The organism is uncultured Psychromonas sp., from assembly GCF_947489755.1.
GTDB lineage: Bacteria > Pseudomonadota > Gammaproteobacteria > Enterobacterales > Psychromonadaceae > Psychromonas.
The window spans coordinates 14,892-30,665 of record NZ_CANLFB010000042.1; the positions used below are offsets into that span (position 1 = coordinate 14,892).

The 15,774-nt window shown below is 36.7% G+C and carries 11 protein-coding genes and 3 tRNA genes; 9 read left to right on the forward strand and 5 right to left on the reverse strand.

Annotated elements, in window-relative coordinates; genetic code table 11:
• Positions 1–113: 113 nt before the first annotated feature.
• Positions 114–1,982 (reverse strand): sensor domain-containing phosphodiesterase, encoded by a 1,869-nt coding sequence (locus tag Q0794_RS16690; RefSeq protein WP_298943790.1) that lies wholly within the window; start codon positions 1,980–1,982, stop codon positions 114–116.
• Positions 1,983–2,454: 472 nt separating this feature from the next.
• On the opposite strand from Q0794_RS16690, the gene lolB reads away from it, so the two are divergent.
• The 6 genes from lolB (at position 2,455) to ychF (ending at position 7,542) form a co-directional block, all read left to right on the forward strand.
• Complete coding sequence (gene lolB, locus Q0794_RS16695) at positions 2,455–3,069, forward strand: lipoprotein insertase outer membrane protein LolB (RefSeq protein ID WP_298943792.1); 615 nt, start codon at positions 2,455–2,457, stop codon at positions 3,067–3,069.
• Between the two features lie 8 nt (positions 3,070–3,077).
• Positions 3,078–3,935: a 4-(cytidine 5'-diphospho)-2-C-methyl-D-erythritol kinase gene (gene ispE / locus Q0794_RS16700; RefSeq protein ID WP_298943794.1), complete on the forward strand. Its 858-nt coding sequence runs from the start codon at positions 3,078–3,080 to the stop codon at positions 3,933–3,935.
• Positions 3,936–4,015: 80 nt separating this feature from the next.
• Complete coding sequence (locus Q0794_RS16705) at positions 4,016–4,963, forward strand: ribose-phosphate pyrophosphokinase (protein WP_298943796.1); 948 nt, start codon at positions 4,016–4,018, stop codon at positions 4,961–4,963.
• Positions 4,964–5,207: 244 nt separating this feature from the next.
• Positions 5,208–5,834, forward strand: coding sequence for a 50S ribosomal protein L25/general stress protein Ctc (locus Q0794_RS16710; protein ID WP_298943798.1), 627 nt, complete (start codon positions 5,208–5,210; stop codon positions 5,832–5,834).
• 2 nt (positions 5,835–5,836) lie between these two features.
• Entirely contained in the window at positions 5,837–6,427 is a 591-nt protein-coding gene (gene pth, locus Q0794_RS16715; protein WP_025565758.1) for an aminoacyl-tRNA hydrolase, read from the forward strand.
• A gap of 23 nt (positions 6,428–6,450) precedes the next feature.
• On the forward strand, positions 6,451–7,542 hold the full coding sequence (gene ychF / locus Q0794_RS16720; protein ID WP_298943802.1) for a redox-regulated ATPase YchF: 1,092 nt from the start codon (positions 6,451–6,453) through the stop codon (positions 7,540–7,542).
• Between the two features lie 397 nt (positions 7,543–7,939).
• On the opposite strand, the gene Q0794_RS16725 is transcribed toward ychF, so the two are convergent.
• From Q0794_RS16725 to sbcD, 4 genes are all read right to left on the reverse strand, one after another.
• On the reverse strand, positions 7,940–8,818 hold the full coding sequence (locus Q0794_RS16725) for a diguanylate cyclase (protein WP_298943804.1): 879 nt from the start codon (positions 8,816–8,818) through the stop codon (positions 7,940–7,942).
• A 418-nt stretch (positions 8,819–9,236) separates the two neighbouring features.
• Positions 9,237–9,998, reverse strand: a complete 762-nt coding sequence (locus Q0794_RS16730; protein WP_298943806.1) for a DeoR/GlpR family DNA-binding transcription regulator — start codon at positions 9,996–9,998, stop codon at positions 9,237–9,239.
• Between the two features lie 276 nt (positions 9,999–10,274).
• Positions 10,275–13,988, reverse strand: coding sequence for an AAA family ATPase (locus tag Q0794_RS16735; protein WP_298943808.1), 3,714 nt, complete (start codon positions 13,986–13,988; stop codon positions 10,275–10,277).
• Positions 13,985–15,196, reverse strand: a complete 1,212-nt coding sequence (gene sbcD / locus Q0794_RS16740) for an exonuclease subunit SbcD (protein WP_298943810.1) — start codon at positions 15,194–15,196, stop codon at positions 13,985–13,987. The genes Q0794_RS16735 and sbcD overlap by 4 nt, the downstream gene beginning before the upstream one ends.
• Before the next feature lie 246 nt (positions 15,197–15,442).
• Here sbcD and Q0794_RS16745 point away from each other — a divergent pair.
• From Q0794_RS16745 to Q0794_RS16755, 3 genes are all read left to right on the forward strand, one after another.
• A tRNA-Met gene (locus Q0794_RS16745) sits at positions 15,443–15,519 on the forward strand.
• Between the two features lie 10 nt (positions 15,520–15,529).
• Positions 15,530–15,614, forward strand: a tRNA-Leu gene (locus Q0794_RS16750).
• Positions 15,615–15,697: 83 nt separating this feature from the next.
• Positions 15,698–15,772 (forward strand) — tRNA-Gln (locus Q0794_RS16755).
• Positions 15,773–15,774 lie beyond the last annotated feature (2 nt).

Below are 15,774 nucleotides of genomic sequence, written 5' to 3' on the forward strand. Positions count from 1 at the left end.
TTAATTCATTAATGGTTCCTCCTTTTACGAAATTGGCAACGAAGAAATAAGTGATTTTAACAAGCAAAATAGATCAGTTAATTAGTGTGATTGATATTAAAGCTTAATGCCTTTTATTTGCAGTTGTCAGTAAAGAAACGATTTTCATCCGTCATTAACTGAATGATATCTGCTGATGGGATCGGTTTAGAAATGAGGTACCCTTGCAGATAATCACAACCATTTTTAAATAACCACTCAGCTTGTTCTTGATTTTCCACACCTTCAGCAACTAATTGCAACCCCATACCTTTGGCAAGACCAATAATCGAACGAACAATACAGATATCACCTTCGTCATGAGGTAGTCCGTCAACAAAGGACTTATCGATTTTCAACTTAGAAACATTTAAATTCTTTAAACGAGAAAGTGAAGAATACCCTGTTCCGAAATCATCGATAGATAAATTAATACCTAGGCTAATTAACTTTTCCATTTGGTTAGATAGGACGTCAAAATCACCTGAAAGCAATTCTTCTACTATTTCAAACTCAATTAAGAATGTCGACACCTGATATTTATCTAAACAATCTTCTATATGTTTAATTAATAATGAAGAAAATAATTGCTCCGAAGATATATTTACAGACACTTTTTTAAGATTTAATCCTAAGTTTATAAACTGTTTAATATCAATGCAGGTTTGTTCAAAAATAACATTGCCTAATTCACCCATTAATCCTAATCGCTTAGCAATAGGCAAAATAACATAAGGTGATATCACCCCTTTCGTAGGATGTATCCAACGCACTAACGCCTCTAAAGCAAAACCAGAGGACTCGTACTCTTGCTTTATAATCGGTTGATAAAAAGGAACAATTTGCCCATGATTCAACGCATCGACAAACTCTTTTTCAAGTATTGCTTCTTCTTGATGCTCAATTAACCAGATAGGATCAAAGTAAGAAACAGCCCCATTACCTTCTTCTTTTGCTTTTAACATTGCGATTTCAGCTTTACGCAACGGATCTTTATCTATTAGTTCGTTCATATGACAGCTAATAACGCCTATACTTGCCGTTAAATGAATCATTTCATTGGTAAACGTTTTAAATGCGGTAGTAAATTGATCTTTAATATCAAAAATCATTTTATCTAATTGGCTTTGTTCTTTGATGGAAGGTAACCATAACGCAAAAAGGTCACCTCCGACTCTAGATAGATTGTAAGGAACTTTAGAGGAAATATTTTCTAAACGGCGAGAAATTTCACACAGTAGTTTGTTAGCAAAATCATAGCTAAAGCGAGTGTTAATATTAGTAAAATCATCCAAACCGATCAAGATCACAGCAAATTGATTATCACCAGCAGCATGTGTTATATCTTGAGCGATTCTTTTTTGAAAAAAGAATCGATTTTCTAGACAAGTTAATGGATCAACTCTTTCCATATAACGCATTTTTTGCTTTTCCGAAAACCAGCAAGACTGAGCATAAATTAACGAAATGCTATCAGCGACTGAAACAGAATAAGATATTTCAGCCATATCCCAAACTTGAGGTGCTATTGTTTGTTCTATACAAAGTACGCCAGCGAGCTCCCCCTCTCTAAAGATTGGTGCATCGAGCATCGACATGATATTCAATGGCGTTAAATAGTCCGCTAAAAACTCACGAGTACGGTAATCAGTTTGAGCATTATCAGCATTAATAACTCTGCTAGTATTTAACGCTTCAAAATATTCAGGGCAAGCAGACTCAGGAATTTCCAAACCACTTTCAAATTTATCGTCAGCTTTAATATAGAGATATTGACAAACGATGCTTTTTTTATCTTTGCTAAACAACCATAAGCTGACACGTGCTACATTTAATAATTGACAACAAGATTTTAAAATAACTTGTATTTTAATGTCTGAGTCATCCTTTTCAGATCGACTATTTTGTATGCCAAATTTTGTTAAGGATTGTTGTAATGTTAAAAACTTATCCAATAAATGCATGATAATTATCCTTAATCAATCTTGACACCCTATATATTATTTTTCAAAAACTATTCTTATTGATGCTATTAGTTCGTTTATCAACACACTATTTATGACAATAGCTTGTAGCGGATGACAACGTTTCGACACTAGAATAAAGTCATTCTATTATAACAAGGCTTATTAATGATACAAAAACACCTCTAAAGTAATAAATTTTTATTATATTCGTCATTAAAAGGCTATATGTACTTATTTTTTCTAGATTAAAGCTTTTTTTGACACTCATATAAAAGTAGCAGAAAAAGAAAAAGGAGCCACTTTGACGATTTAATTTAGTAGAGCAGCTATTAAAAGCATTACTGCTTTAAATGCATTAGTCTATTTTTTACTGGATAATTATCCTCATCTAAATATTTTTGCAGAGTAACAAAGCTATCAATTAAATATTTTGTTATATTAAAAATACTTTTTATGACTGGTTTTTAAAATGAAAAAAATTCTCTTATTGCTTCTCGTTGTTACGCTTTCAGGTTGTTCACAATTCGCATCAGATACTGAAGATGTCCCTTTATCAACGAATCTCACCTGGGAGCAACAGCAACAACAATTACAACAACTTAATAACTGGACTCTTACTGGAAAACTAGCCATTTTTCTAGAAAAAGAACGCCAAACTGCCAATATATATTGGAAACAACAAGGCGATAACTACTCTATTCAACTAACCACTTTTATTGGTACGCGTATTTTGCAAGTGACTAAAAATGAAGATGGTGTTGAAATCATTAATAATGACGATCAAGTATTTACTGGACAAGATGCGAATACATTAATTATACAACTATCTCCAGGCCTAGATTTACCAATTTCCGCTTTACAACAATGGATTAAAGGTAACCCTGCAAGTGCCTCATATCAGCTAAATGAACAACAACAAGTCAGTGATATTTTAGGCTTAGATGCAAGTCAAAACCTATGGGAAGTTAGTTTTCAACAATACCAAAACTTCTCTGACATCGCGTTGCCTAAAAGAGTTGACCTTAAACGAGATAATATCCGCCTTAAAATTGCCATCAATCAATGGAAAGTAGAAAACCAGTAGAGCTTATTATGCAACCAGATACTATTCGCTGGCCTGCGCCAGCTAAATTAAATCTTTTTCTGTACATCACAGGGCAACGTTCTGATGGTTACCATGAATTACAAACGTTATTTCAATTCATAAACCGTTGTGATTACCTTACTATAAATAGCAATACCAGTGGCAATATAACTATTAGCCCAGCCATTCCAGACGTTCCACTTGAAAATAACCTTATTTATAAAGCAGCGATGCTACTAAAAACGTACAGTCACTGTTCATTGGGTGCACATATTGAATTAGAAAAAAACTTACCGATGGGCGGTGGCTTAGGTGGTGGCTCTTCAGATGCAGCAACCACATTAGTCGCATTAAATTATCATTGGGATTTAAACGTAAGCCAACAAACTTTGGCTGAGTTAGGTAAAAGCTTAGGTGCTGACGTGCCTATTTTCATCCATGGAAAAGCAGCAATTGCAGAAGGTGTAGGTGAAAAGCTGAGTTCAGTTTCCCCAGTACAATCACACTATTTGATAGCCGTCCCAAGTTGCCATATATCCACTCCTGCTGTTTTTAATAATCCAGATTTAAAAAGAAACACCAAAAAGCTTTCACACCAAGAACTTATGAGCAATAAATGGACAAATGATTGTGAACCTTGTGTTAAAAAACATTATCCTGAGGTTGCTAATACTATCGACTGGTTGCTAGAATACGCACCAACTCAAATGACAGGGACAGGCGCATGTGTTTTTAGCACATTTAGCCATGCTAATGAAGCTGAGTTATTAGCACAAAAAACGCCAGAATGGTTGAATTGCTTCACCGCGGAAGGCTTAAATATTTCTCCACTTTGTGAAATATTAACTACAAAAAAATCAGACTAATCAATTTATTTTTAATTGGTTACACTTGTTAATGACATATCGCCATTAACCAAATCAACAGGATGAAAGAGGTCCTCACAGTGCCAAACATGAAACTATTTGCAGGTAACGCAACACCCGATCTAGCTCAGAAAATAGCAGATCGTCTTTTCATCAAATTAGGAAGCGCTGACGTAGGTCGTTTCAGTGATGGCGAAATTCACGTGCAAATTAATGAGAATGTTCGTGGTGATGATATTTTCATCGTGCAATCTACATGTGCACCAACCAATGATAATCTAATGGAATTGATCGTGATGATCGATGCCCTTCGTCGTGCCTCTGCTGGTCGTATTACTGCGGTAATCCCATACTTTGGTTACGCTCGTCAAGACCGTCGTGTTCGTTCAAGCCGTGTTCCAATTACAGCAAAAGTAGTCGCTGACTTCCTTTCTAACGTTGGTGTTGACCGTGTAATGACTGTTGATTTACATGCAGAGCAAATTCAAGGCTTCTTTGATGTGCCTGTTGATAATGTGTTCGGTAGTTCTGTGCTACTAGAAGATATGTTAGAGAAAAAATTAGACAACCCAATGATTGTATCACCTGATATCGGTGGTGTTGTACGTGCTCGTGCACATGCAAAACTATTAGATGATGCTGACTTAGCAATCATTGATAAACGTCGCCCTAAAGCAAACGTAGCACAAGTAATGCACTTGATTGGTGATGTTGAAGGCCGTAACTGTATTATTGTTGATGATATGATCGATACTGGCGGTACGTTATGTCAAGCAGCTCTTGCATTAAAAGAACGTGGCGCACTATCAGTTTATGCTTACGCAACACATGCTGTTTTCTCTGGTTCAGCCCTAGAGAACATTAAAAACTCAGTGATTGATGAATTCATTGTTACTGATTCAATTCCGTTAACAGATGAAATCTTAGCAACAGGTAAAGTTAAACAACTGACGTTAAGTGGTATGTTAGCTGAAGCGATTCGTCGCGTTAGTAATGAAGAATCAATTTCTGCAATGTTCCATTACTAAGATTCTATTACTAAAAATCAAATAGATAGTTACCATCTATTTGATATGAATTTTTTAAAGCGCTTATTTGTCATGAATAAGCGCTTTTTTTTGCATTTAAATTGTACAAAAGTCTTTACTGGGTTACTATGGCGCGCCTTTTTTATACACCCTTTTTGGTGGGAAGGCGGTTATCGCTGGTCGCAAACGATAATCTATTTTAATTTGAAGAGACATTTTGTTTCTTCAACAATGGAGTTTTACCATGTCAATTACATTAGTAGCTACAACCCGTACAGATTTAGGGAAAGGTGCGAGCCGCCGCCTACGTCACACAGACCATACACCTGGTGTTGTATACGGTTCAGGAAAAGATCCTGTTTCACTTACTTTCGAACACAAAGAATTAATGAAAGTTGAAGGCATCGAAGCATTTTACTCTTCAGTATTAAGCCTAGAAATCGATGGTGTTGCTGAGCAAGTATTGCTTAAAGATATCCAACGTCACTCTTTCAAAGAGCGCATCCAACATTTAGACCTTTTACGTGTTGACGCAACTCACGCATTACAAACTACTGTACCACTACACTTCTTAAACGAAGAAACTGCTACAGCTGTTAAAAATGGTGGAGTTATTGCTCACTTAGCAAATGAATTAGAAGTAACTTGTTTACCAGCTGATTTACCTGCATTCATTGAAGTAGACATCGCAAATGTTGAAATTGGTCAAACAGTTCACATCTCTGACGTTATTCTTCCTAAAGGTGTTGAATCTGTTGAGCTTATCAAAGGCGAAGAACATGATTTACCTTTATTAGCTATCACAGCTAAGAAAGTAGTATCAGAAGACGAAGAAGAAGCAACAACAGAAGCAGCAGACGCTGCTGAGTAATCGTGTCAACTACGATTAAATTGCTTGTGGGCCTGGCTAATCCAGGCCCCGAATATGCAAATACTCGACACAATGCCGGACAATGGTACTTACAACAACTCGCCTCTCAAGAAAATATTCAATTAAAACCTGAAGCTAAATTTTTTGGTCTAACCGGACGTATTCAGTTTGCTGGTAATGACATCCGTTTATTAGTTCCATCTACCTTCATGAATCTTAGTGGCAAAGCTGTTATCGCAATGGCAAAATTCTACCAAATTAAACCAGAAGAAATTTTAGTCGCTCACGATGAGTTAGATATCCCACCGGGTGTCGCTAAATTTAAACTCGGCGGTGGTCATGGTGGACATAATGGTTTGCGAGATATCATTTCAAAGTTAGGCAATAATAAAAATTTTTACCGTTTACGTATTGGTATCGGCCATCCTGGTGATAAAAGTCGTGTTAGCGGTTATGTACTTGGTAAAGCAACAAGTACTGAACAAAATTTGATCGAGCAAAGTATCGATGAAGCAGCACGTTGTACACATATTTTAGGTGTTGACGGCATAGAAAAAGCGATGAATCGCTTGCATAGCTTCAAAGCACAATAATAGTTAATTAATAGGATAAAATCATGGGTTTTAAATGTGGTATTGTTGGTTTACCCAACGTTGGTAAATCTACCCTTTTTAATGCGTTAACAAAAGCAGGCATTGAAGCGGCTAACTTTCCTTTTTGTACTATCGAGCCAAACACAGGCATCGTTCCGGTACCAGATCCACGTTTAGATCAACTGGCTGCGATTGTAAACCCGCAGAAAGTGTTACCAACGACCATGGAATTTGTTGATATCGCAGGTTTAGTTGAAGGCGCATCAAAAGGTGAAGGTCTAGGTAATAAATTCCTAGCAAACATTCGTGAAACAGATGCAATTGGTCATGTTGTACGTTGTTTCCAAGATGAAAATATCGTTCATGTGGCGGGTAAAATTGACCCACAAGAAGATATCGACATTATTAATACAGAATTAGCCCTAGCTGACTTAGAAAGTTGTGATCGCGCTATTTTACGCTTAGTTAAAAAAGCAAAAGGCGGCGATAAAGACGCTAAATTTGAAGTGCCTGTGCTAGAAAAAATTAAAGCTCATTTAGAAGCTGACGGTATGGTGAGAAGCTTAGATCTTGAAAAAGAAGAATTAGCAGCCATTGAGTACCTTAGTTTCTTAACACTTAAGCCTACTATGTATATTGCTAACGTTGCTGAAGATGGCTTTGAAGATAACCCATTCTTGGACAAAGTGCGTGAAATTGCAGAAAAAGAAGGTGCTGTTGTAGTGCCTGTTTGTGCTTCAATTGAATCTGAAATCGCAGAATTAGACGATGAAGATAAAGCAGAGTTTTTAGAAGGTATTGGTCAAGATGAGCCAGGTTTAAACCGTGTAATTTACAGCGGTTATGAATTATTACATCTTCAAACTTACTTCACTGCGGGTGTTAAAGAAGTACGCGCTTGGACTGTACCTGTTGGTGCAACAGCGCCTCAAGCAGCTGGTAAAATTCATACTGATTTCGAACGTGGCTTCATCCGCGCTGAAATTATTGGTTATGAAGACTTTGTTGAATTTAAAGGCGAAGCTGGCGCAAAAGAAGCGGGTAAATGGCGTTTAGAAGGTAAGTCTTACGTAACTAAAGACGGCGATGTTATCCACTTCCGCTTTAATGTTTAATGAGCTTACTTTAATGTGACTCTAAAAATGGCAACTTCGGTTGCCATTTTTGTTTCTAACCCTTCTCTTTATTCTAACGAATTAAAAAGGATGGCAGTATTTTCAATGCCACATATTATTTGGCCGGGTAAGCATTTTGACTAGAATAAGCCATTAAAAGTTAATAGATAAACAATTGGATTTTAATAGAGAAGTCGTGAATTTCATTATGTAACTCACTGTTTGATATTAAGTAGATGATGCTTTACATCATAGGTAATTTCTTTGTATTAAATGAATGTGATTTCTATTAAGTGGCACATTAAACATTTTAACAACTCAACCTTGCTAAAAACGATACTTCCAAAAAAATCAGATTTGAATCTATTGCTTTATCTTTAAAGAGTCAGCTTAGAAACTAAGCTATCTCGATTCTGTTTCTACCATTATTCTTTGCTTCATATAAAGCATCATCAGCACGCTTTAATAAACCATCAAAGTCTTTATCTGCTGCTTCCAGTTTCGCCATACCAATACTGATCGTAATATTAATATCATTTGGTTTAAGCGATTCTATTGCATCAAGTAAGCCTACCGATTTATTAACCGCTTCTTCACCTTCGCATGAATCAAATAAAATAATAAATTCTTCGCCGCCGGAGCGAGCAATCAAATCCATATTGCTAGATTCCAGCTGCAAAGTATTCGCGACTTTTTGTAATACCTGATCGCCGATAGCATGCCCATAATTATCATTAACCATTTTGAAATGATCAATATCAATCATTAACACCCATAAAGATGACCCGTTATTTTTTGCTGTAATGACTTTCTGATCCGCAGTATCCATTAAATGATGACGATTATATAACCCTGTTAATTGATCATAAAATGCCATTTTATTTAATTTATCTTGTTGCAGCTTAATTGTTAAATGAGTGTTAACACGAGCACGAACGATGACCTGACTAAACGGCTTAGTAATATAGTCCACAGCGCCAATTAAAAAACCTCTTTCTTCATCTTTTTCTGCTTCTAACCCAGTCACAAAAATAATTGGAATAGAGGCTGTCAAAGGATTACTTTTTAACAGCTCGCACACTTCATATCCATCCATATCAGGCATGGTAACATCGAGTAAAATCAAGTCGGGTTGTGGCAACTGTTCTGACATTTCTAAACATTCAACGCCACTTGTCGCCACTTTGACTTTATGTGATTTTTCAAGACATGACGTTAAGATATTCAACGTTGTTGGAGAGTCATCAACAATTAGCACTAATTGATTTTTAGGCATTATCTAAGGTTCCATTTTTCATTTGTATACACTTATTATTTTAATCCAAGACTAAAATTGTCTTTATATTTACGCAATAATTGAATACAAACGAATCATTAAATACAAACATCAAATATATTAGCGCTTCCGGCTCTATGAGCTTATTGATTTAAAATGATGTTAATAATAACTTAAATTTAGAGTTGGACTAATCTAGTTAAACTATAATAATTAAGTTTAGCTACAAAACATCAAAATGCATTATCACCATTTATTGGCCACAATATACACATAAAGTAGTAGCCCACACAAACCAAAAATTAATCAATGATACAAGGTTATTAAGCATTAATTGAAATATTTTCACGTACAGCTTTCGATTAATGCTATATATAAAGGTATGGTTTTTCTATTAAAAAGAACTGCTCATCATTAACTAATCTGAACACACTTGAATATCAACACCTTGTGCTGAAAACAACGATAGTAATTTTTCATCTGACATCGAGTCGGTGACTAGACAGTCAATCTTATGAACATCACAGACTTTGTGTGTTGCCATTTTTCCCAATTTAAGATGTGAAGCAAGGGTAATAACTCGCTCTGATTGCTCAATGATCGTCGCCAATGTTTCAGCTTCATCAATATGATTAATACTAAGCCCCTGGCTAGGATGCAATGCACATACGCCAAGAAAACAACTATCAAAATGAATTTTTCGCAGCATGGCATTCGTCGTTGCGCCTAAAGCCATTACTGATGGTTTAAATATTTTTCCACCTAACAAAATTAATTCAATATTATTATGGTGGATTAGCTTAGTCGCCACCAAGGGGCTAGGTGTAACCACCGTAAAATTAAAATGGGTCGGCAAGTTCATCGCTAACTGTAGACAAGTACTGCCAGAATCAATCAGGATGGTTTGTCCTTCTTTGATCAATGGAATAGCCGCGAGTGCAACACGTTGCTTTAAAGGATCAATTTCTTCATGGCGTTCTCTATATTCTTGATTCTCATGCTGTAAAGGTAACGCGCCACCATGAACACGGCGTAACTGTTTAAGTTCATCAAGTAATTTAAGGTCACGGCGCACAGTATCTTCAGACACACCAAGTTGCACACTTAATTCTGCGGCATACACTCGGCCTAATTGACTTAACAACTCTAATATTTTGCTGTGTCTTTGTTGTTGTAACATAATTCACCCTGCGCTTTTATTCATGATTTTACTTAATTATGCAGGAATATCTCATCATTAGCACCCTTCCCTTTGCATGGAAATGCGGCTTTGTTATGCAAACCTAGGAATGACGACACAACTAGCTAACATAACAATTAAAAACCTCTGCCAACCTCTATAGCGATGCTTATACCAATCACGCCAATTAATTGTTCTATTTTACTTGTTAAATAACTTATTTAACGTAATAGGTATCATATTTCGATTTCACACTACATAACAATAATAGTCGAATTAAGATTGCTCACTAACAGGTTTAAACTGATATTGAGGTGCTAACTGACTAAAACCTGCCGATGCGCCTTTAGTAACATGAATTTGATGGCTAATACGCTCTTTTAAGGCATCAACATGTGAAATGACACCTATTAACTTGCCTGTCGCATTTAAACGCTCTAACGCTTCTAAGGCGACCTCTAAGGTATTCGCATCTAAGGTACCAAAACCTTCATCTAAAAAGAGAGATTCTATTTGTGTTTTGTGACTCACTAGATTTGATAATGCTAATGCCAATCCTAAACTCACCAAGAAACTTTCGCCGCCTGACAAGGTTTTAACATCACGAACTGCATTCGCTTGCCATAAATCGATAACTTGTAATGCTAACGGTTGATTAATATTACGTTGTAATTGATAACGTTGATGTAGATTAGCCATCTCTTTATTGGCTAAATAAACCAAGTTATCTAACGTTACGCCTTGCGCAAAGGTACGGAATTTAGCCCCATCTGCAGAACCAATCAGCTTATTAAGCATTTCCCATTGTTGAGCACTCTGTTGCATTTCTTGTTGTTGTTTAATAATCTCTTTTTGTTTGCGTTTATTTGCATCATCGGATTGTAAAAAACCTAACTTAGTCGCATACGTTTTTTGATGTGTTTCTTGTTGTGACGCCAAACCCGATATATCTGCTTGTACTTGTTGTGAGGTTTTATCGGTCAATTTAACTGATTTCAAATGAGTAAGTTGGCTCATTAATGTTTCTAAGCGAGTACTTTCTTTAATCACGTCATCTTGCAACTGCTGTCTCTGTTCAATGAGTTCTTTAATCACTTCAGGTGCTAAACAGGCTTTTAAATACTCCGTTTTATCTGAGAATGAAGAAGCAACTAACGCCTGTTCAAATTGCATTACTTTCTGTTTTGACTCCGCTTCATATTGTTTTTCTGAAGCATTTAACTGCAACCGCTCGCCTTTAAGTTCTTGAGTACTTGACGTTAACGTTTGTAGCTCTTTATTAACCGCTTCAAGTTGTGCTTGAGCGGCTAATAACTTAGCGTTAGTTTGCTCACGTAGTTGTTGCTCAGTTCGGTCACTGAATTGTTGTGCTCTTTGCAATTGCAACAGGTCGACTTGATCGGTTAACATTTTAGCTTTAACTGTCATATCATCCACAGTCTCTTTTTGCTGTTGTAATACTTGCTCTGCTAATTGGTGTTTTTGTGTCAGCTCCGTTAACGATTCCATTATTTTTTGTTCACTTTGTAGCTGCGCTTTATAATGGTTAACTTGCTCTGTTGCTTGCGATATCCATTGCTGAGGTGCTTCAAATAACAATCTTCCCATTACGCTGTGATTGGTCAACTCACTCGGTAAGGTATTGGTGATGGTTAATTGTAATGTTTCAGCTTTACCTTTTGCTTTCGTTAACTCTTCTGACAACAAGTTTATTTGTTCTACAACTGACTTTTCTTCGTAGGCATTTTGCTGTTGTGTTAAAGATAATTGATGCTGATTTTCTGATATTTTTTGTAGCTGCTTATCAAGGTCAATATGTGCCTGTTGCAATGCTCTAAAGGATTCAATTTGTTGTTGAGAGCTGACGAGTTTATCTTCAAGACCTTGAATAAGTTCGATGAATACTTGGCTACTACTTGCATCGTATGCGTAATTTTTTAAATAATCGTGATTAAACCAACGTTGGAGTTGTTCTTTTTTCGAATTTAATAACTCTTGGTGTACTGTTTGCGTTTCTGTTAATCGTTGAAGCTTGGATTTTAACTGTCCATTTAATTCACTATAGGCAGATCTTGCTGCCATTAACGCTTGCTGTAGCTCACTTAAACGAAACTTATGCGCTGGCACATCTAACTTTTGATAATTAGCCAATGCTGGATGTTCTAATGAACCACACAAAGGACACGGCTGACCTTCTTCAACTTTTGACTGCAATGCGCTTAAGCTTTGTATGATCTCATCTTGCTCAAGCAGCTTTTCAGTATTAGTGACATCGTTACCTAACTGAATGCCTTGCTGTTTTAAGTTTTGTAACTGCGTTTTATCATCATTAATAGTCGCTTCTAAGCGCGTCAAATCACTGTTATTTTTAAATAACTCAGCTTCAATATGATCTATTTTTTCAGAAAGTGGTAATCCGCTTTGTAGCAATTTCAACTCACTCTGTAATGTGGCTAACTGCAAAGTTGCGTTATCCAGTGAGACACCAGGCAATGCATTAGCAGCATTCTCAATCTCACTGGTTAGCTGTTGTAATTGAGCTTGTATTGGTGAAGTGCTTGATAAAAGTGTTTGCAACTCTTTATCTGCCATCAAATGACTCGCGGCTAATTGTTGTTTCTTATGCTCTGCCTCAGAAAATGATTGCGACAAATTAACGACTTTGCTGTTCAATTCGTCTAACTGAGTTAACTGCAGTGAAACACTGGGTAAGTTTTCACTTAATGCGGGAATATAAGGTTGAGATTGAATAGCGGTTTGAATACTGTTTATTTGCGTTTGATAGTCATCAATTTTTTGCTGCTCTGCGATGCTACTTTGTAAGCCGAGATCGACTTGTTTTTGTTTACTCAAGAAATCTTCTTGCAAAGTATCGCGTTGTTCTTTTTTATCTTTAATCGCAATATCCAAAGGCACCAAGACTTTATTGATCTCATCCAGTTTTTCTGCGGTTTCTTGCTGTTGAAATTTCACATTCGTTAATTGTTGAAGCTGCTTTTCTTCTAACGCTTCAGTAGCAATGTTATTGGCTTTTTCTTGTTCAACAATCGTTAATATTTTTGTCTTGATTGCGTCATATTGTTCAAGTGCATATTGTTGAGATTCGTATAAAGGGGTTAATTTCTCTGACTTTTCCGCTCTAACCAAGCTGATTTCTTTATTTTTAAAATCGTTTTTTTGCTGTTCAATACTATCAACCACTAACTTTTGCTCTGCTACTGCTTTATCGTATTTCTCATTTTCTTGTAACCAATTCAATGCTTTTTCTAACGTTTGCGATTCAACAGTTAACTTTTTTTGTTCCGTTTCGAGATTCTTAATTTCAGCGTTTAATTCAATGCGTTGTTGTTCATCCAACACACTCAGCACTTTAGACTTTTCAGTTAATAGCGTTAACTCAGCCTGTATCTGCTTATTTTGCTGATAAACGTACTGCGCAATTTCACAATATATTTCAGTCCCCGTTAACTCCTCTAGTAACTCAGCACGTTCACCACTTGAGGCATTCAAGAACGCTGCAAAACCGCCCTGCGCTAACAACATAGACTTAGTAAAGCGAGAGAAATCTAACCCTGTTAGATCGGTAACTTGTTTTAATACTTCACTGCTTTTAGTCGCCAGCACTTGGCCATCGATTTCAGTTAACTCACAAATCGGCGCCTGTAAGTTACCATCAGCATGGCTGCGAGCACGTTTTTGCGACCAATAAACTCGATATCCTTTACCTTTAACCGCAAACTCGACTTCGGCATAACAATCGCCAGTACCGCGTGTCATCAACTCATTTTTACTTTGTGTTAATTTATCTAAACGAGGTGTTTGTTGGTATAGCGCTAAACAAATAGCGTCTAAAATGGTGCTTTTACCGGCGCCAGTTTGTCCTGTTATCACAAATAACGCGTTCTCTTGGAAAGCTTGATCTTGAAAATCAATTTTCCATTCACCTTTTAAAGAATTTAAATTTTTAAAGCGTAACGAAAGAATCTTCATGATTGGTGCTCCACAGCAGATAACACTTCAGCGAACAGCCCTTTTAACTGCTGCTTCTGTTCATCACTAATATTGTCTTCAATATCCAAACGATGCTCAAACAATTGTTCTGGCGTTACGTTCTCCAAACTTTTTTTATCGTTATCTTGCCATTGATTGGTTTCATTAATCTGCGGGCTACTGACTTTTAAAATATCAATTCGTGTCCCTTCCACTAACTGGCTCAAATGGGAGTGCAAATCTGACATGTAATGCGCCTGTTTAAGTTTTACTTCCACCCAAACGCTTTGCTCAAGGCCATCTGCTTTAAGTGCATTAATTTGTTCAGAAATACTATCAAGATCGCCACTGATTATTTTTAAAGACTGGAAGGTTGGAATATCTATTTCACTCACACTAAGATCTGCTTTAGTCGTAAACTCAATAACATTCACTTTTTTTACCTGTTTACTTTCATCAAAGCTCAACGGAATAGGTGAACCGCTATAACGAATAACGTCAGATTTTTGCACTCGCTGTGCCTTGTGGATATGTCCTAATGCAATATAGTCAAAAGCAGGAAACAACGAAGAAGGAAAAGCCGTTAACGTACCAATGTAAATTTCACGTACCGAATCAGATACCGCACAACCCACCGCTGTTAGATGGCCTGTTGCTAAAATAGGTGTATCAGTATTCGCTTGCTCTTGCGCAGTTTCATAGATTCGTTGATAAGTATCGGCAATCCCTTGTTGTAATGACATCTGTTTATGTTCAGCCGAACTACCTTGCTCACTCACCATCACATCAGTGGCACGTAAAAAAGGCAATGCACATAATAAGGCTTGTTGTTCACCGTTTTTATCTTTTAAAGAAACAAGATGCTCAGTTACGTTCTCGCTCAACCCAGCCAACACAGAGACGTTTAAAGCACTTAACAGAGATTTACTTTCATTTAACACAGCAACACTGTCATGGTTGCCAGAAACAATGACTAACTGTGAACAATAACTCTGTTGTAATTGCACCACAAAGTCAGCATATAGTTTTCGCGCATAAGAAGCAGGTGAAGCACTGTCGAAAATGTCACCAGCCACAATCACTGCATCAATTTGTTGATCATTCACCACCTCAATTAACCACGACAAAAACTGTTGATGTTCATTTTCACGTGTTTTCATCATAAAATACTGGCCAAGGTGCCAATCTGAGGTATGTAATATTTTCATGTTTCACTATTCTTAAGTTAAATTATGATCAGTTTAGCTTTTTCAGCCGTATAAAACTCTATCGGGCGTTGTTTTTGGTTATGTTTGCACAAAATAAAAACAACTTGATTATCAATTAAGCAAAAAAACAAAAAAACGTTTTTTTTATTAAAAAATAGTTGACGAGGTTCACTGATATCCGCATAATGCGCCCCATCGAAATGACGCACTGTTCTGCAGAGGTCGTTAAGATTTAAAGTAAAAAATGGCTACATAGCTCAGCTGGTTAGAGCACATCACTCATAATGATGGGGTCCCAGGTTCAAATCCCGGTGTAGCCACCATTTACTTTACGCGGAAGTGGCGGAATTGGTAGACGCGCTAGATTTAGGTTCTAGTATCGTAAGATGTGAGAGTTCAAGTCTCTCTTTCCGCACCATTCTTTATTTCGATAAAGAAGCCAGAGAAGAATAACTCTATAAAATAACCACTCAATGAGATTAAACTCTATAAAATAGTAATTGGGATATCGCCAAGCGGTAAGGCACCGGGTTTTGATCTCGGCATTCAGAGGTTCAAATCCTCTTATCCCAGCCACA